General features: G+C 42.3%; 15 protein-coding genes and 1 other annotated feature. Of the genes, 14 read left to right on the forward strand and 1 reads right to left on the reverse strand.

Translation table 11 applies throughout. From position 1 onward, the window contains the following. Nucleotides 1–249: 249 nt before the first annotated feature. From V7654_RS22805 to V7654_RS22870, 14 genes are all read left to right on the forward strand, one after another. Complete coding sequence (locus V7654_RS22805; RefSeq protein WP_335433144.1) at nucleotides 250–1,329, forward strand: AI-2E family transporter; 1,080 nt, start codon at nucleotides 250–252, stop codon at nucleotides 1,327–1,329. A 64-nt stretch (nucleotides 1,330–1,393) separates the two neighbouring features. Then, nucleotides 1,394–1,607: a binding site (T-box leader), on the forward strand. Nucleotides 1,608–1,681: 74 nt separating this feature from the next. After that, entirely contained in the window at nucleotides 1,682–4,315 is a 2,634-nt protein-coding gene (gene alaS, locus V7654_RS22810; RefSeq protein ID WP_335433145.1) for an alanine--tRNA ligase, read from the forward strand. Between the two features lie 77 nt (nucleotides 4,316–4,392). Then, a complete protein-coding gene (locus V7654_RS22815; protein WP_044394425.1) occupies nucleotides 4,393–4,662 on the forward strand; it encodes an IreB family regulatory phosphoprotein in 270 nt (89 codons plus the stop codon). Further along, nucleotides 4,663–5,079, forward strand: coding sequence for a Holliday junction resolvase RuvX (ruvX, locus tag V7654_RS22820; RefSeq protein WP_335433149.1), 417 nt, complete (start codon nucleotides 4,663–4,665; stop codon nucleotides 5,077–5,079). Nucleotides 5,080–5,093: 14 nt separating this feature from the next. Beyond that, nucleotides 5,094–5,381: a DUF1292 domain-containing protein gene (locus tag V7654_RS22825; RefSeq protein ID WP_207500106.1), complete on the forward strand. Its 288-nt coding sequence runs from the start codon at nucleotides 5,094–5,096 to the stop codon at nucleotides 5,379–5,381. Nucleotides 5,382–5,860: 479 nt separating this feature from the next. Continuing rightward, a complete protein-coding gene (mltG, locus tag V7654_RS22830) occupies nucleotides 5,861–7,012 on the forward strand; it encodes an endolytic transglycosylase MltG (protein ID WP_335433150.1) in 1,152 nt (383 codons plus the stop codon). A 193-nt stretch (nucleotides 7,013–7,205) separates the two neighbouring features. Then, nucleotides 7,206–7,382, forward strand: coding sequence for a hypothetical protein (locus tag V7654_RS22835; protein ID WP_335433152.1), 177 nt, complete (start codon nucleotides 7,206–7,208; stop codon nucleotides 7,380–7,382). 121 nt (nucleotides 7,383–7,503) lie between these two features. Continuing rightward, nucleotides 7,504–8,145: an O-methyltransferase gene (locus V7654_RS22840; RefSeq protein ID WP_335433154.1), complete on the forward strand. Its 642-nt coding sequence runs from the start codon at nucleotides 7,504–7,506 to the stop codon at nucleotides 8,143–8,145. Nucleotides 8,146–8,150: 5 nt separating this feature from the next. After that, nucleotides 8,151–9,080 (forward strand): peptidase U32 family protein, encoded by a 930-nt coding sequence (locus tag V7654_RS22845; RefSeq protein WP_335433156.1) that lies wholly within the window; start codon nucleotides 8,151–8,153, stop codon nucleotides 9,078–9,080. Between the two features lie 26 nt (nucleotides 9,081–9,106). Next, nucleotides 9,107–10,375, forward strand: coding sequence for a peptidase U32 family protein (locus V7654_RS22850; protein WP_335433158.1), 1,269 nt, complete (start codon nucleotides 9,107–9,109; stop codon nucleotides 10,373–10,375). 3 nt (nucleotides 10,376–10,378) lie between these two features. Further along, nucleotides 10,379–11,014 (forward strand): uridine kinase, encoded by a 636-nt coding sequence (udk, locus tag V7654_RS22855; RefSeq protein ID WP_335433159.1) that lies wholly within the window; start codon nucleotides 10,379–10,381, stop codon nucleotides 11,012–11,014. Between the two features lie 205 nt (nucleotides 11,015–11,219). Continuing rightward, nucleotides 11,220–11,696: a transcription elongation factor GreA gene (gene greA / locus V7654_RS22860; protein WP_335433161.1), complete on the forward strand. Its 477-nt coding sequence runs from the start codon at nucleotides 11,220–11,222 to the stop codon at nucleotides 11,694–11,696. Nucleotides 11,697–11,811: 115 nt separating this feature from the next. Next, a complete protein-coding gene (locus V7654_RS22865; RefSeq protein ID WP_335433163.1) occupies nucleotides 11,812–13,566 on the forward strand; it encodes a peptidoglycan D,D-transpeptidase FtsI family protein in 1,755 nt (584 codons plus the stop codon). A 100-nt stretch (nucleotides 13,567–13,666) separates the two neighbouring features. Then, nucleotides 13,667–14,362 (forward strand): YrrS family protein, encoded by a 696-nt coding sequence (locus tag V7654_RS22870; RefSeq protein ID WP_335433165.1) that lies wholly within the window; start codon nucleotides 13,667–13,669, stop codon nucleotides 14,360–14,362. 33 nt (nucleotides 14,363–14,395) lie between these two features. Here the strand turns inward: V7654_RS22870 and V7654_RS22875 are convergent, their stop codons facing one another. Continuing rightward, nucleotides 14,396–14,602 (reverse strand): DUF2536 family protein, encoded by a 207-nt coding sequence (locus V7654_RS22875; protein WP_335433167.1) that lies wholly within the window; start codon nucleotides 14,600–14,602, stop codon nucleotides 14,396–14,398. Between the last annotated feature and the right edge of the window lie 107 nt (nucleotides 14,603–14,709).

A 14,709-nucleotide genomic window follows, 5' to 3' on the forward strand; every position in this document is an offset into this window, starting at 1 on the left:
AGGAGTCTACGCGCCTTCCACTCCAATCAACAGGTTTTCAATAATTGATCTGTGATCTGTATCTTTGTCGGCAAGCTGAAATCCCATGTTAAAGCAGGGGATTTATTAGTTTGAAGCATGAGGTTTAAAAAGCTAGCCTGAAAGGGACACTGATTGTCCAGTGAATTAATGAAGTATATCACTCTTTTCTTTGAATATGAATAATCCACCCTCATTCTTTCAAGAATAAGCAAAAAGGAGGGCGAGAAAATGAATATCCAAATGAAATGGTATTACCGGCTTGGATTTCTACTCCTTTTATTTATTGTCATTTACGTGTTTATAAAACTACAAGCATTATGGGTGCCAATTTTAGAAATCATCGTCAAGCTGCTCATCCCCTTTACTATCGCAGCGTTTATTACATATTTGCTTCACCCGATCGTGGAAGGTCTTCATGCCCGGGGACTTCATCGAGGAATTTCCATCTTGATTATATATATATTATTTTTTGGCGGAGCGGGGTTTGCATTTTACAAAGGAGTGCCTGCGTTAATTCACCAATTGCGCGATCTTGCAGAAAACGCTCCATTATTTGCGACACAATACAAGCAAATGGTAAACAACATTATGGACCAGACTTCCACATGGCCGGCTGGAATCCACGAGAGAATTGAAGATGGAATTAATGATATTGAAAAATGGCTGGATAATGTGCTGGCAGGCGCAATGACCTTCTTAATGGATATCATCAATTCCATCCTGACAATTGCTGTGATCCCCTTCATTGCATTTTATATGCTGAAGGATTTTGATGTGATGAAAAAAACAGCATGGTATCTTACTCCGCGCCAATGGAGGCAGCCAGGCACACGGTTCCTGCATGACGTCGATAAATCATTAGGAAGTTACATCAGAGGGCAGCTGCTTGTTTGTCTGGTAATTGGTGTATTATCATCCGTTTTCTTTTGGATTGCCGGCTTGAAATATTCCTTGCTACTTGGAGCGATTGTTGGCATCACGAACGTCATCCCGTATTTCGGTCCGATCATCGGGGCCATTCCAGCTGTGATCATTGCTGCAACAATGTCGGTGAAAATGGTGCTGATTTCCTTAGCGATTGTATTTTCGCTGCAATTTTTAGAAGGGAATATCCTATCTCCTTTAATTGTTGGAAAAAGTCTTCATATGCACCCGCTGATGATCATGTTTGCCCTGCTGGCAGGGGGAGAAATCGGCGGAATTCTTGGGTTAATCCTCGCTGTACCAGTTCTAGTAGTTCTGAGAGCGGCCTTTGTCCATGCGAAAGACCATATTATTTTGGAAAGGAAAAAAGATGAGCCGACATAAATTTTACGAAGTCGTTTGACAAACTGGAAACTGCTATATATAATTCGGCTATAGAATAATAATTAGCAAAATGTAGAAGGAACGAGTATGTTATAGACCATCGTTCAGAGAGGAATTCCATGGGCTGGAAGAATTCCCGGTGAAGGATAACAGAAGGCTATTCCGGAGTGCAGGCAAAACCTGCCGTAGCAGCCGCGTTAAGGCGTTATTGAGAGATGGGCGCATGTTTTTCGCGTCCATAATCAGGGTGGTACCGCGAGCAAGCTCTCGTCCCTGTCCAGGGATGAGGGCTTTTTTTGTTGCCTAAAATCCCTGAAATGCTTAATTTTGACCGATTTAGGAGGTTGTGTATATGAAAAAACTAACAGGTTCTGAAATCAGAAAAATGTATCTTGAATTTTTTAAGGAAAAGGGCCATGCCATCGAACCGAGTGCTTCACTCGTTCCTCACGACGATCCATCTTTGCTATGGATTAACAGCGGTGTTGCGACTTTGAAAAAGTATTTTGACGGCCGTGTCGTCCCGGAAAATCCAAGAATCACAAACGCACAGAAATCAATTCGTACAAATGATATCGAGAATGTCGGCAAAACTGCACGTCACCATACATTCTTCGAAATGCTTGGAAACTTCTCAATTGGCGATTACTTCAAGGTTGAAGCGATAGAATTTGCCTGGGAGTTCCTTACAGATAAAAATTGGATCGGCTTTGATCCTGAAAAGCTCTCAGTAACGATTCATCCAGAAGATGATGAAGCATTCAACATTTGGCGAGAAAAAATCGGAGTTCCTGAAGAACGTATTATCCGCCTAGAAGGAAACTTCTGGGATATCGGCGAAGGGCCAAGCGGACCAAATACAGAAATTTTCTATGACAGAGGACCGGAATACGGAAATGATCCGGAAGATCCGGAATTATATCCTGGCGGCGAAAATGATCGTTACCTTGAAGTATGGAACCTTGTATTCTCTGAATTCAACCATAATCCGGACGGGACATACACTCCGCTTCCGAAGAAAAACATTGATACAGGAATGGGTTTAGAGCGTATGGCTTCAGTTGTCCAGGACGTTCCAACAAACTTTGACACTGATTTGTTCATGCCGATCATCAATAGCACGGAAGAGATTTCCGGTGAAAAATATGGCGTTTCAAAGGAAAAGGATGAAGCATTCAAGGTCATCGCTGACCATATCCGTACGGTAGCATTTGCGGTTGGCGACGGTGCCCTTCCATCTAATGAAGGCCGAGGATATGTGCTCCGCAGACTGCTGCGCCGCGCTGTCCGCTATGCGAAAAAATTGAACATCAACCGTCCGTTCATGTTCGAATTGGTTCCAGTAGTTGGAGAAATCATGCATGACTTCTACCCAGAGGTAAAAGAAAACACTGAGTTTATCCAAAAGGTTATCAAAAATGAAGAGGACCGTTTCCATGAAACATTGCATGAAGGCCTTGCAATCCTTTCCGATCTGATCAAGAAAGAAAAGGAAAAAGGCAGCGACTTGATTCAGGGCAAGGATATCTTCCGCCTTTATGACACTTATGGCTTCCCTGTTGAACTTACGGAGGAATATGCTGAAGATGAGGGCATGAAGGTTGACCATGAAGGCTTTGAAGTCGAGATGGAGTCTCAGCGTGAAAGAGCGAGGGCTGCACGACAGGATGTAGGATCCATGCAGGTACAGGGCGGAGTCCTTGGCGACATTAAAGTTAGCAGCGAATTCGTTGGATACGATACCTTTGAATCGAACAGCAAAATCGTTGCACTAGTGAAAGACGGACAGTTGGCAGAAAAGGCAGCTGCTGGGGAAGAAATCGACTTCATCCTCGATATCACTCCTTTCTATGCAGAAAGCGGAGGACAAATTGCTGACAAAGGTACGATTACCGCTGATGGAGTAAGATTATCTGTAAAAGATGTTAAGAAAGCACCTAATGGACAGAATCTGCATCACGCAGTTGTTGAAGAAGGCAGTGTCACAAACGGCATGGAAGTAACAGTAAAGGTTGACCAGGACAACCGCGCGAAAATCATTAAGAACCATACTGCAACACACCTGCTTCACCAGGCATTGAAGGATACTCTCGGAACGCATGTAAACCAGGCTGGATCACTTGTCGAACCTGACAGACTCCGTTTTGACTTCTCCCACTTTGGCCAGGTAACAGCTGAAGAGCTTGAAAAGGTAGAAGCAATCGTGAACGAGAAAATCTGGAGAAGCATCCAGGTGGATATAAGCTTAAAACCAATAGCTGAAGCTAAGGAAATGGGAGCTATGGCTCTGTTCGGCGAAAAGTATGGTGATATCGTCCGCGTTGTCAAAGTCGGAGATTACAGCCTCGAGCTTTGCGGAGGCTGCCATGTTCCTAATACATCCGTCATCGGATTGTTCAAGATTGTATCTGAAGGTGGTATCGGTGCGGGAACAAGAAGGATTGAAGCTGTAACAGGCGAGGCAGCTTACAGAGTGCTGAACGATCAGATTGCGATCCTGAAAGATGCAGCTGCAAAATTAAAGACAGCTCCTAAGGAAGTAGCAAACAGAATTGATTCATTGCTGGTTGAAATGAAGCAGCTTCAGCGCGAAAATGAATCTCTTGCTGCAAAATTGGGTAATATTGAAGCAGGAAGCCTTGCATCAAAAGTAAAAGAAGTGAATGGTGTTCAATTGCTTGCGGCTCGTGTTCAGGCAGCTGATATGAACAGCCTGAGGAATATGGCTGATGAATTAAAGCAAAAGCTGGGTTCAGCTGTTATCCTTCTTGGAACATCCGATGGAAGCAAAGTGAACCTGATTGCAGCGGTGACAGATGATTTGATCAGCAAGGGCTACCAGGCAGGAAAGCTGATCAAGGAAGCAGCATCCATTTGTGGCGGAGGCGGCGGAGGCCGTCCAGATATGGCTCAAGCTGGCGGGAAGGACCCATCAAAACTCGACAATGCGATTCAATTTGCCGAAGAATGGGTTAAATCAATTTGATATAAAGCGAAAGTAGTGTAGAATGAAGGTAATCTAAGAAAATTTTGCCTTCCATTTTTTGAAGTGAGGTGCATTCGATGAGCTCGTTTGATAAGACGATGAGATTTAATTTTCCCGAAGAGCCTTTTGAGCATGATGTGAATGAAGTCCTGCTGCAGGTCTATGAAGCATTGCAGGAAAAAGGATATAACCCGATTAACCAGATTGTCGGTTATCTGCTCTCTGGCGATCCGGCTTATATTCCCCGCCATCGGGATGCCCGCAATATCATCCGCAAGCTGGAACGGGATGAAATTATCGAGGAATTGGTTAAATCCTATTTAAGGAACCACCGAGAGGGGAAATAAATGCGTACAATGGGACTAGATGTCGGCTCAAAAACTGTCGGCATTGCACTGAGCGATGAACTTGGATGGACTGCTCAGGGACTTGAAACACTGAAAATTAACGAAGAAGAAAATGTGTTTGGTTTCGATGAATTAGGTAAAATAATAAAAGAGTATGATGTCAGCAAAGTTGTCGTTGGATTGCCTAAGAACATGAATGGCACAATCGGCCCCCGGGGCGAAGCCAGCCAATTCTTTGCCCGTGAATTGGAAGAAAGGTTCGGCGTCCATGTTGTCCTTTGGGACGAGCGTTTAACGACAGTTGCAGCAGAGCGTGTTTTGCTGGAGGCGGACGTCAGCCGTAAAAAACGTAAAAAAGTCATTGATAAAATGGCCGCAATGATGATTCTACAAGGCTATCTAAATAGCCAAAATTAAATGAGGTGACTTTAATGGATCACGGAGAAAACAACATTACAGTAGTAGACGAAAACGGTAACGAACAATTATGTGAAGTGCTTTTTACATTTGACTCTGAAGAGTTCGGCAAGTCTTATGTTTTATACTATCCAATCGGTGCAGATGAAAGCGACGATGAGGAAATTGAAATCCACGCTTCATCATTTATGCCAACTGAAGATAATCAGGATGGCGAATTGATGCCTATCGAAACTGATGAAGAATGGGATATGATTGAAGAAATGCTTGAAACGTTCCTTGCTGAGCAAGACGAAGAATAAACCATGCTAGAGACCAGGCTAAATGCGGCCTGGTCTTTTTTTATATAATTTTAGCAAATGTTCTTCTCTCAAATCTGCTGCTGGCTTTATAGCAGCTTTTATTGTTTTTTTATTTCAATTTTAATTTTTCTCTCTCCAATGGTGATGAGAAGCCCCCCGAGAACAGCTCAACAGAATATTTCTCTCTCGAATGGTGATGAGAAGTCTTCCGAGATCAACTCACCAGGATTTTTTCCTCGCACATAGTGAAAACTACTAAAATCAAACACCTGGAAGCAGAAATCAAGTGAATACGCAAACATCCACCTAAGCGAATACAAATTCCTTATGACCTCCATGTTGGATTATAGGTTAATTTGTCACTTGAGGTATTTTTTCGTAATTATTTGCAAATAAAAATATAAAATATAGTATAATGGTGCGAGATGTGAAAATAGAGATTATCCAGGTGATTAGCCCTGTGACTGGAGGGGGAGCTTATGTCTGACGAGAAAAATATAAATAAACCTAACAATGACAAAAAGCAAGTGATTGCTGAGAAATTAATCGAACAGCAGAAGGAAGCAAGCGTTGTCCGAAGGATTGTCTTCGTTACAGCAATTGTAGCGATTCTTCTGATTGGCGCCTTAGGCGGAGGCGGATATTACTATATTAAATCCGCATTGAAGCCTGTGGATGAAAACAGCAAGAAAAACATCAATGTCACGATTCCTATCGGTTCGTCTACTACTGGTATCGGTAAAATACTAGAGGATGAAGGGGTCATAAAAGACGCCAAGATTTTCAAGTATTATGTAAAGTTTAAGAATGAATCCGGTTTCATGGCTGGAGATTATAAAATGAATCCTTCCATGACCATTCCTGAAATTATCTCAAGTTTAAAAACAGGAAAAGTCATGCAGGACGTGGTTATGAAAATCACTATACCAGAAGGCAAACAGCTGTCACAAATTGCTGGAATCATTGCTGAAAAGACACAGCAGGACCAGGAACAGATTTTTAAACAACTGAACGACAAAGAATTTATAAAGAAAATGATGGGGAAATATCCCGATGTACTATCCGAGGAAATCTTGAATGAAAAGGTCAAATATCCGCTTGAGGGCTATTTATTCCCTGCGACATATCCTTTTTACTCAGACAAACCAACGGTCGAAGAGATCGTGACGGTCATGCTCACTAAAACAAAAGGAGTATTGGGTGAATTCAAGGGCCAAATGGAAGAGAAAGAAATGTCGACCCATCAAGTGATGACTATGGCATCGCTCATTGAAGAAGAAGCAACCGAAAAGGTTGATCGCGATAAAATCGCCAGCGTCTTCTACAATCGAATGAAAGAGGGAATGATGCTTCAAACTGACCCGACTGTCCTTTATTCCCATGGAGAGCATAAAGACCGGGTACTTTATGAAGATCTTGAAATCGACGACCCCTACAACACCTATAAATACACTGGATTGCCTCCTGGACCAATTGCAAATCCAGGCGTAATGTCGATTGAAGCAGCTCTAGCACCTGCTGATACAGACGATTTGTATTTCCTCGCAACATCAACTGGTGAGGTTCTCTTCTCTAAGACACTGGAAGAGCACAATCGTAAAAAGAATGAACATATCACAAGCAAAAAATAGTAATACCTATAGGGAGATGCAGAAAGATTAGCATTTCCCTTCTTATTGTGGTAAAATAATTCAAGTGTTTTTTTCTAGATAAAAAAGATTTCTTTTTTTACTTAGATTACTGTCTAGCTCCAGCGCCTAGCCCCTCGGGTCATAAGCCAGCCGGCTATGGTGGCTGAGGAACTGCCTCCTCGCCGTCTGTCTTATGCCTGTCGGACTACCCCAGGATGGGCTGACGTCGACGTTGCCACAGGATGTGGCGATTGTAGTCGACGTTCATTCAACGCGCTTCCGCTTTTCTTTTGATAGCGTGCATTACAGAATTAAGAGTTATGGCCTCACAAGGCTGAAGAAGCAGGTTGTCTGGTTTCTGACAATCTGAAGTTTGCCTCTCTTATCCTGTGAACGCTATTTTTTTCATGCTCCGAGGACCTTTTTTCCTTGGGCATATATAGATTTTCACACTGGCTAATTTCTAGCCTTTGAATAGAGGTGAGGGCAGCTTGCTAAATGAAAAGCTGCAGGATTATATAGATTCACTTATACAGCCGAGACAAGGCCTGCTTGCTGAAATGGAGGAGTACGCGGAAATCAATGATGTTCCAATCATGGAGCCAGCAGGGATTGAGACGATGCTTCAGCTCTTGCGCCTTCAGCAGCCTGACGCGATTCTTGAAGTAGGCACAGCCATTGGCTACTCAGCACTCAGGATGGCATTTGCTCTTCCTGCAACAAAAATCGTGACACTCGAACGGGATGAGGAACGATTTAATCTGGCTGTAGATTATATCAAACGGTCAGGATTGCAAAGACAAATTGTCCAAATCAAAGGAGATGCTTTGGAGCTGGAACAGGAAGTCAGCGAATATGCACCATTCGATGCCATTTTCATTGATGCGGCGAAGGGCCAGTATAAGAGATTTTTTGAAATTTATTCCAGGTTACTTAAGCCTGGAGGGCTAATCATTACAGACAATGTGCTTTTCAAGGGTCATGTTTATGATGATCAGGTGATTGAAAGCAAGAGGATTCGCAGTCTTGTAAAAAAAATAGATGAATTCAACCGCTGGCTGTCCAGTCATCCGGAGTATGATACGATCATTCTTCCGATTGGCGATGGTGTAGCGGTTAGTAAGAAGAGGTGAGCGGAATGAAGAAACCTGAATTATTGGTAACACCGGTCAGTGTAAATGATATTATTCCTTTAGCTGAAGCTGGAGCAGATGCATTTGTCGTCGGAGAACAAAAATTTGGACTTCGTCTTGCTGGTGAATTTTTACGTGAAGATGTAAAAACAGCAGTTGAACTTGCGCACTCCAAAGGCAAGAAAGTCTATGTAGCGATGAATGCCCTATTCCATAATGAAAAGATTGAATTGCTAGGAGAGTATCTGACATTCTTAAAAGAAATCAATGCAGATGCCGTTATCTTTGGCGATCCTGCTGTATTGATGGCTGCTAAAGAACATACTCCTGACATGAAGCTGCACTGGAGCACGGAAACAACAGGGACAAACTGGTATACATGCAATTACTGGGGAAGAAAAGGCGCAAAACGTGCTGTTCTTGCCAGAGAAATCAACATGGATGCTATTGTTGAAATGAAAGAGAACGCAGAGGTTGAGATTGAGGTCCAGGTTCATGGAATGATGAATATGTTCCAATCTAAACGTCCACTTCTTGGCCATTATTTCGAATACCAGGGTAAGGCGATGGAAGTCGAAAACCGAAAAAAGGAACAAAATATGTTCCTTCATGATAAAGAGCGTGAAAACAAATATCCTATTTTTGAAGACGAAAATGGAACTCATATCATGAGTCCAAATGATATTTGTATCATTGATGAGCTCACAGAACTTGTTGAAGCAGGCATAGAATCTTTTAAAATTGAAGGAGTACTTAAGAGTCCTGAATATATATTGGAAATTACGAAACTGTATCGCAAAGCGATTGATTTGGCTGTAGAAGACCCTGATCAATACGAAGATGAAAAAGACGAGCTATTGGCTGCAGCCGAAGAGATTCAGCCGCCAAACCGCCCGCTTGATACTGGATTCTTCTTTAAAGAGACTGTTTACTAGAAGTTAGAATATAAGGAGGTAGCGTCATGACAGCAGTGACAGACAAGATATCACAAATTGTTGACGGAAAACGTGTTATCGTGAAAAAACCAGAACTGCTTGCTCCAGCCGGAAATCTTGAAAAATTGAAGATTGCCGTCCATTATGGTGCAGATGCCGTATTTATTGGCGGCCAGGAGTATGGTTTGCGTTCAAACGCAGATAACTTTACATTTGAGGAAATGAAGGAAGGCGTCGAATTTGCTAAGAAATACGGCGCGAAGATTTATGTAACGACGAATATTTTTGCTCATAATGAAAATATTGATGGGCTTGAAGAATACCTTATGGGATTAAAGGAAGCAGGAGTTCACGGAATAATCGTGGCTGATCCATTGATCATCGAAACGTGCCGCAGGGTTGCTCCTGAAATAGAGGTTCACTTGAGTACACAGCAATCTCTTTCTAACTGGAAAGCAGTTCAATTCTGGAAAGAAGAAGGACTTGAACGCGTTGTTCTTGCTCGTGAAACAAGTGGTGAAGAAATCAAGGAAATGAAAGAAAAAGTCGATATAGAAATCGAGACCTTTATCCATGGTGCTATGTGTATTGCTTATTCGGGTCGCTGTACTTTAAGCAATCATATGACTGCTCGAGATTCGAACCGCGGCGGCTGCTGCCAGTCATGCCGTTGGGATTACGATTTATATACACTCGAAGGTAATGAAGAAAACCCATTGTTCGGTGAAGGCGATGCTCCATTTGCAATGAGTCCTAAAGACCTTAAACTGATTGAATCCATTCCCCGTATGATCGAGCATGGCATTGACAGCCTTAAAATCGAAGGCCGAATGAAGTCAATTCACTATATCGCTACAGTTGTAAGTGTGTATCGCAAAGTGATCGATGCTTATTGTGCGGATCCTGAGAACTTTGTCATTAAGCAGGAATGGCTTGAAGAACTTGATAAATGTGCGAATCGTGAGACGGCAACTGCGTTCTTTGAAGGAGTTCCAGGGTATAAAGAGCAAATGTTTGGAAACCATAGCAAGAAGACGACATTCGACTTCGCTGGACTTGTGCTTGATTATGATGCTGAAAACCAAATGGTGACACTTCAGCAAAGGAATTTCTTTAAGCCGGGAGACGAGGTTGAATTCTTTGGACCGGAAATCGAGAACTTTACCCATGTAGTTGAAAAAATCTGGGATGAAGATGGCAACGAACTTGATGTTGCCCGCCATCCCCTGCAAATCGTTAAGTTCAAGATGGACAAGCCTGTCTACCCAAATAACATGATGCGGAAGGAGAAGTAAGAGATGAACCGCAAGCCTGTTGTAATTGGTGTAGCCGGCGGCTCCGGCTCAGGAAAAACCAGTGTCACGAAAGCAATCATTGATAGCTTTAAGGGCCATTCAATCCTGATGTTAGAACAAGATTATTATTATAAAGACCAAAGCCATTTGCCAATGGAAGAGCGTTTAAAGACAAACTACGACCATCCGCTGGCATTTGACAATGATCTTTTAATAGAGCATATCGAAAAACTGCTTCGCTATGAACCAATTGAGAAGCCAGTTTATGATTATGCGATCCATACAAGGTCAAGTGAAATCATTGATGTGGAACCGAAGGATGTCATCATTCTAGAAGGAATCTTGATTCTTGAAGATGAGCGATTAAGGGACCTGATGGATATGAAGCTTTATGTTGATACAGATGCTGATTTGCGTATTATCCGCCGCCTACTTCGTGATATCAAAGAGCGTGGCCGTTCTATGGATTCTGTAATTGAGCAATATGTAAATGTGGTAAGGCCAATGCACAACCAGTTCATTGAACCTACTAAACGTTATGCAGATATTATCATTCCGGAGGGCGGCCATAATCATGTCGCAATCGACCTAATGGTAACAAAAATTCAAACAATTCTTGAACAAAAATCATTTTTGTGACACAATAGCATAGATAAAGCTGGACATAGAAGTACTTAATCAGTGCTTCTAGTAGTCCGGACTAATTTAATGGTCCACTTTTGGACTCTCTTTTAATGCGCGCCCTTGAAAAGGACGCGCTCCTGTATATTTTTCAGGTTACATAATATAATATTACACAATCTATTTTTTGGGGAATTGTGAAGACTAGAAGGAGTGAAGGATTTTGGCTACAGAGAAAGTTTTTCCTATGACAGTGGCAGGGAAAGAAAAGCTGGAACAAGAATTGGAAATGTTGAAAACGGTTAAACGTAAAGAAGTTGTTGAGAGAATTAAAATCGCGCGCAGCTTCGGTGACCTTTCAGAGAACTCTGAGTACGATTCTGCAAAAGAAGAGCAAGCGTTTGTTGAAGGCCGTATTACAACTCTGGAAAATATGATCCGCAATGCAAAAATCATTGAGGAAGGCGAATTAAGTACAGATGCAGTTATCTTAGGCCGTACTGTCACTTTCGTAGAGCTTCCTAATGGTGATGAAGAATCCTACACAATCGTAGGTAGCGCTGAAGCAGACCCATTTGAAGGTAAAATCTCAAATGACTCTCCAATCGCTAAGAGCTTAATGGGTAAAAAAGTTGGAGACGAAGTTTCCGTTCAGACTCCTGGCGGTGAAATGAGCGTCCGTATCACATCTATCAAATAGGCTGTTTTTGCTAACATGAAAAAACATAACGAAAAAATAATTTTGTTCAAGCTGTTCCAATTTAACAGTTTGAAACTTCAAAACCTCGTCAAAACTTTTGACGAGGTGTTTTTTTATGCGCAGGAAAAGAATGATTGTCTGGATCAGCATATGTATTGCCGGCATTGGCCTTCTTCTGTTCAGGCTGGCGCAGTTGCAGCTTCTTGATACAGAATCATTTTCAAAGCACGAAATTAATTTGATAGAGGCAAGTGTCAAGCAAAGGTCACAGGAAATGGTTGTTGACAATGGCAGGGGAAATTTTCTTGATCGTTCAGGTAATCCCTTATCCTATGAAACGTCATCGGTCCTTGTTCTTTTCCCTTTTTTAAAAAAGATGGACTGGCAGGTAAATCAGGTTGCAAAGACCATAGGTGTATCTGAGTATGCACTTAAGAATGCGGTTGAAAAATCAAAGGAGCCATTTGCGTACGGTGATCCAGATCCTGTGATTCTCACCAAAAGCCAGATGGATGCAATTAATGAGATGAAAATCCCAGGTGTGTTTGCTGTTGAGCGTAAGTATCCATTGGATAAAATCCCTGCGGCTCAGCTACTTGGCATTATTGGTGAAAACGAGAGCCTTCTGAAATCACGATACGGGGAGAAGGACTTCCTTCCAAGAACATTGATTGGCCTCTCTGGCCTCGAAAAAAGCTTTGATGAATTTCTCGTAGCGGAAGGGAAATCGAGGCTTGTCTACCATGTGGATGGTGAAGGGGCACCGCTATTTGGCATTAATGTAAAGTATATTGAACCGGCAAATCCGTTTTATCCAATAAACGTACAGACCTCGATCGATAAGGGCCTTCAAACGATTGTCGAAGAAGCAGTAGACAACTATGGCATAAAAAAGGGCGGAGTTGTATTGCTCGATATCAAAACGAATAGCGTGCTATCGATGGTATCTAGGCCGGAAATCAATAAGAAAGCTCCATTCAGCGACAAGGGAATAGAAAATATGATGGTCAAGCAGCACATTCCAGGTTCAGTTTTTAAGACTGTTGTCGCGGCGGCAGCAATAGATTCCGGGCTTGATGATCCAAGTCGGAAGTTTGATTGCAGCAAAAAGTTAAATGGAGAGCCTGATCTGAAATACGATCATGGAATGCTTAATTTTACTGACAGTTTTGCGAGAAGCTGCAACCGTACATTTGGAGAAATCGCCAGAGAACTGCAGGAGAAAGATCCAACAATTCTTGAAAGATATGCAGAAATGCTTTCAGTTACAGGCGGTGTGGGCTGGAAAGGGGATATATTCCACCTGGAAAACTTCCAGCAGATGCAGGATGAAGAGGAAGGCAGGGTTTTTGTATCCGAGGATGCCAGAAAGGATCGTAACTTTTCAGCCTTATCCGGAATTGGCCAGCATGAGGTAAGGGTCTCTCCATTGGCCATTGCGAACATGATGGCGACCATTGCGCGCGGAGGAGAAAAGGATATGGTCAGGTCTGTGCTATCAATCCAGTACCAAAATGGTACGGAAATGACTGAGTTTCCAAAGGAAAAGCTGAAAGGAGATAGAATCTCCTCATATACAGCTATGAAGCTCCAAAAGCTTTTAAGGGAAGTAGTTGTGAATGATCATGGAACAGGCAGGTGGTTCAAGGATTTGCCATATGCAGTGGCTGGAAAATCCGGAACGGCAGAGACTGGAATCTATGATGGGGAAAAGCAGCTTCACAACAAATGGTTTGCAGGTTATTTTCCATATGATAATCCAAAGTATGCACTTGTTGCCGTTAATTTAGGGGTGCCAGAAGATGAAGGTGGAGTGAATCCGCTGTTTGCTGATATAGTAAAAGCGGTCTATGACTATAATCAGGAATGAGGTTTGATTGTCCAGTAACTAATTAGATAAGGATAAAATCCTTCAAGTTTGCGTTAAGTCATGGTAGAATGTTGACAACCTTATAAGGGAGGGAAAGACCTTGAAGAATGATTATGACAACCTAAATGAGGGGGCCCGTTCGAGAACGAGGGCAAAGCGAAGAAAAACCAACCTTATTTTAAATACCTTGATTGTTGTCGTTATTTTATTAATTGTCTTTGTTTCTGCAAACATTTTTTTCAGTAATGATGAAGGAGCAGCGGACAACAGCAATGCTACTGCAGAAAATGAAAAAGACGCTGCCTCTTCAGGCAAACAGGATAATAAGGATAACAACGGCAATGAAAATGCCGATGAAGATAATAAGGGCGAAAAGACAGAGCAGTCGGATGAAGGTTCTGCAGATGATTCAGAGTCTGCAGAACCAGAAGACAGTGAAGAACTGGGCGATCCAGTGGTGACTGAGGGCGGAAGCGATGCAAATGTAAAACAGACAATCGAGAATCCGGGCTGGCAGCCAGTGGGAACCACTCAGTCTGGCGAACATGCTCCAGTCTTTGACCAGAACTCGGTAGATTGGCAAGAAATGACATTAGCATATTCTTACGCTACTGGAATTGATAAAAACAATATGACGGTTTGGTGGAATGAAAATAATGGAGCACCAAATACAGCTGTAGGCACTGTTTCTGCAAAAGGCAGCGAACAAACCTACAGGGTAGCTATTGAGTGGGTGGAAGGCCAGGGCTGGAAGCCAGTAAAGGTTGAAGAATTGATTCAAAACGATAAGCGATAGGCTATTTAAAGGGGTCCTGAAATATGGGGCCCTTTACTTTTTTGCCTTGAAATGGACAAGTGCTGAATAGAACAGTCGTCCTTTATCATCGATGTGCATTTGGTGAGAAACATGGTGTACAGTGAGCATAATGGCTTTATTGATTTCTATTTGCTTGTTTATATTCTTTTCAAGCGTTTTTAGGTCAATTGCTTCGAAAAATTCTACCTTATCTTCAATTAAGTCAAAATGGAATTCCATAGTTAATCTCCTCATATCTATTGTTTTTTATAGGCTTCGTTAAACGTGTCTGTTGATTTCCGCTCCAGGCACTCGCTTTCCGCGGAATAATTATGAAAAAGCCCTAC

This window comes from Bacillus sp. JJ1609 (assembly GCF_036967045.1).
In the GTDB taxonomy this organism is placed as follows: Bacteria; Bacillota; Bacilli; order Bacillales; family Cytobacillaceae; genus Mesobacillus.

Excerpts from the sequence above, each read along its gene's own strand:
- V7654_RS22805 (WP_335433144.1), top strand. The coding sequence starts at position 250 with ATGAATATCCAAATGAAATGGTATTACCGGCTTGGATTTCTACTCCTT.
- udk (WP_335433159.1), top strand. The coding sequence starts at position 10,379 with ATGAACCGCAAGCCTGTTGTAATTGGTGTAGCCGGCGGCTCCGGCTCA.
- mltG (WP_335433150.1), top strand. The coding sequence starts at position 5,861 with ATGTCTGACGAGAAAAATATAAATAAACCTAACAATGACAAAAAGCAA.
- V7654_RS22835 (WP_335433152.1), top strand. The coding sequence starts at position 7,206 with ATGCCTGTCGGACTACCCCAGGATGGGCTGACGTCGACGTTGCCACAG.
- V7654_RS22845 (WP_335433156.1), top strand. The coding sequence starts at position 8,151 with ATGAAGAAACCTGAATTATTGGTAACACCGGTCAGTGTAAATGATATT.
- V7654_RS22815 (WP_044394425.1), top strand. The coding sequence starts at position 4,393 with ATGAGCTCGTTTGATAAGACGATGAGATTTAATTTTCCCGAAGAGCCT.
- V7654_RS22825 (WP_207500106.1), top strand. The coding sequence starts at position 5,094 with ATGGATCACGGAGAAAACAACATTACAGTAGTAGACGAAAACGGTAAC.
- V7654_RS22875 (WP_335433167.1), bottom strand. The coding sequence starts at position 14,602 with ATGGAATTCCATTTTGACTTAATTGAAGATAAGGTAGAATTTTTCGAA.
- ruvX (WP_335433149.1), top strand. The coding sequence starts at position 4,663 with ATGCGTACAATGGGACTAGATGTCGGCTCAAAAACTGTCGGCATTGCA.
- alaS (WP_335433145.1), top strand. The coding sequence starts at position 1,682 with ATGAAAAAACTAACAGGTTCTGAAATCAGAAAAATGTATCTTGAATTT.
- V7654_RS22850 (WP_335433158.1), top strand. The coding sequence starts at position 9,107 with ATGACAGCAGTGACAGACAAGATATCACAAATTGTTGACGGAAAACGT.
- V7654_RS22865 (WP_335433163.1), top strand. The coding sequence starts at position 11,812 with ATGCGCAGGAAAAGAATGATTGTCTGGATCAGCATATGTATTGCCGGC.